This window comes from Sphingobacterium sp. UBA7625 (assembly GCF_002484085.1).
In the GTDB taxonomy this organism is placed as follows: domain Bacteria; phylum Bacteroidota; class Bacteroidia; order Sphingobacteriales; family Sphingobacteriaceae; genus Sphingobacterium; species Sphingobacterium athyrii.
The window spans coordinates 1-2,991 of sequence record NZ_DLJD01000018.1; the positions used below are offsets into that span (position 1 = coordinate 1).

The 2,991-nt window shown below is 43.0% G+C and carries 2 protein-coding genes and 1 pseudogene; all 3 read left to right on the forward strand.

What is annotated here, in order from left to right; all coding sequences use genetic code 11:
* Positions 1-950: pseudogene (locus B4G94_RS06335) on the forward strand (O-acetylhomoserine aminocarboxypropyltransferase/cysteine synthase family protein); the annotation flags it as partial.
* A gap of 27 nt (positions 951-977) precedes the next feature.
* Positions 978-2,021, forward strand: coding sequence for a homoserine O-acetyltransferase family protein (locus tag B4G94_RS06340; protein ID WP_286857811.1), 1,044 nt, complete (start codon positions 978-980; stop codon positions 2,019-2,021).
* Between the two features lie 12 nt (positions 2,022-2,033).
* Positions 2,034-2,991, forward strand: a 958-nt coding sequence (locus B4G94_RS06345) for a homoserine dehydrogenase (RefSeq protein WP_286857813.1), incomplete at its 3' end; no start/stop codon positions are given.

Here is a 2,991-nt window from a genome sequence, read left to right on the forward strand (position 1 = left end):
TACATTCAACCAGTTTAAAGTTGCTTTTAAACGATTGGGTATCGAGGCCCGTTTTGCCACGGATGCCGAAGCCGATAAAATTGAAGCACTTATTGACGATAAGACTAAAGCAATTTATGTGGAAACGATCGGAAATCCAAGTTTTAACATCCCTGATTTTGAAAAAATAGCGGCTGTTGCTAAAAAATACGATTTACCGCTAATTGTTGACAATACTTTTGGTGCCGGTGNNGGAATATGGCGCCCATGTGGTGGTTGAATCTGCAACTAAATGGATTGGCGGTCATGGAACAAGTATCGGCGGTGTGATCGTTGATGGTGGAAACTATAACTGGGGCAATGGAAAATATCCACAATTCTCCGAACCATCTGAAGGTTATCATGGTCTGGTATTCTCCGAGGTATTCGGTGAAAAGGGACCTTTTGGCAATATCCAATTTGCTATCCGCGCCCGTGTTGAAGGTCTGCGTGATTTTGGTCCGGCCCTTTCGCCATTCAACTCCTTTTTACTACTACAGGGACTTGAAACATTATCCTTGCGTGTGCAACGTCACGTAGACAACACTTTAGAGGTCGCCAAATGGCTCGAGGCTCACCCACAGGTAGAAAAGGTAAATTACCCGGGATTAAAAAGTTCTCCAAGTTTTTCAAATGCGCAAAAATATCTTAAAAACGGTTATGGTGCAGTCCTCTCCTTCCAATTGAAAGGTGATGCTGCCCAGAAAGCAAATGCTTTTATTGACAGCCTCGAACTGATCAGCCATTTGGCCAACGTAGGTGATACCAAATCATTGATCATCCATCCATCAGCAACAACGCACCAGCAGTTAAGTGATGCAGATCAGGCCAATGCGGGTGTATTTCCGGGATTGTTGCGCCTTTCAGTAGGGATAGAACATATTGATGACATTAAAGCTGACCTGCAACAGGCATTCGAAAAGATCAAATAATCAAATACATTCCTAAATTTAAACGTAATGAGCAGGCATATTTATCAGCATCAGGAGCCTTTTGTATTTGAAAACGGCAGGGAGCTTATCGATTTACAGATCAGCTATGAAGTATTTGGAGAACTGAACGCAGATCGCAGCAATGTAGTCTGGGTTTGTCATGCCTTGACCGCGAATGCGAATGTGTTGGACTGGTGGCCGGGTCTTTTTGGTACAGATGATCTGTTTAATCCCAATGACTATTATATCGTGTGTGCGAATGTGATTGGATCGGCCTATGGGAGCAGCAATCCCCTATCCACCAATCCCGCGACAGGTCAGCCTTATTACCTTTCTTTTCCCGAATTTACGGTAAAAGATCTTGTCAATGCCCATCAGTTGCTCGCAGCACATCTGGATATCAGCCAAATTGAAGCTTTAATCGGTGGATCACTGGGCGGTCAACAAGCGTTGGAATGGGCCGCTTCCAAAACGATCGCCATCAATCAGCTCATCGTTGTCGGTACAAACGCAGTGCATTCCCCTTGGGGGATTGCCTTTAATGAAAGTCAACGTTTAGCCATTACAGCAGACCGGACTTTCTATGCCAATCATCCTGATGGCGGTGCAAAAGGGCTGAAAGTCGCACGTTCGATCGCGCTGTTGTCCTATCGCAATTATATCACCTATGATCATACACAAAGGGATACCGATGACAATAAAGTAAATGATTACAAAGCTGCTTCTTATCAAAATTATCAAGGCGAAAAATTGGTTAAACGCTACAATGCATACAGCTACTTTTACCTGACAAAAGCAATGGACAGCCACAATCTGGCCCGCGGAAGAGCATCTCTGGAAGCAGCGCTCGCTGGTATCAACTGTTCAACATTGGTATTAGGTGTCAATACAGATATATTATTCCCCGTAGATGAACAGAAATTTATTGCCCGACATATTCCCAATGCCAGCTACCGGGAGATCGAGTCGAGCTACGGTCACGATGGCTTTTTGATCGAGACAAAAAAGCTGACAGCTATTATCCATAACTTTTTAGAAAATAAGAAGGAGTATATCAACGAATTAGTATAAGAGAANNGAGATATGAGTAATAAATTAACGATAGGGATGTTTGGATTTGGCGTTGTCGGCCAAGGTCTCTACGACATTATCAAAACTAAAAATCTGAATCTGGAAATCAAGAAATTTGTCATTAAAAATGCGGATAAAAAACGTTCACTGCCCGCTGACTTATTTTCAACTGATGCGGAGGCGATTTTGGGGGATCCAGAAATCAACACGGTTGTCGAATTGATTGATGATGCAGAAGCGGCCTATAGGCTAACTGTGCGCGCATTGAAATCAGGCAAAAATGTAGTATCCGCAAATAAAAAAATGATTGCCGGTCACCTTGAAGAGCTGGTCGACATTCAACATGAATATGGAACGAGCCTACTTTATGAGGGAGCCGTGTGTGGAAGTATACCTATTATCCGTAACCTGGAAGAATATTACGACAATGAGCTTCTGCATTCGGTCAGCGGTATCTTTAACGGATCTTCCAACTACATTCTTTCCAAGGTTTTCAATGAAAACCAGCTTTATGCAGATGCATTAAAAAAGGCACAGGAACTTGGCTTTGCTGAAACAGATCCTACGCTTGACGTCGGTGGATATGATCCTAAATTCAAAGTCTGTATCGTCGCGTCCCACGCCTATGGCATCTATGTTAAACCCTATGATGTATTCAACATCGGTATCGACAAATTAGGCCAACAGGATATTCGTTTTGCAAAAGAAAAGAACTTTAAAATCAAATTGATCCCTACGGCCAAAGAGATCGATGGCAATAAAGTCGTGCTTTATGTACTACCTCGTTTAGTAGGCAAAGAAAGCATGTTGTATAATGTAGAAAATGAAAATAACGGTGTGCTGGTCAAAGCTGCATTTGCGGACGAACAATTCTTTTACGGTAAAGGTGCCGGCGGTCATCCGACGGGTTCCGCAGTCCTGTCCGACATTGCAGCACTACGTTATGGCTACCGTTATGAATATAAAAAAC

Coding starts and splice junctions, on each gene's coding strand:
- B4G94_RS06340 (WP_286857811.1), top strand. CDS start 978: ATGAGCAGGCATATTTATCAGCATCAGGAGCCTTTTGTATTTGAAAAC.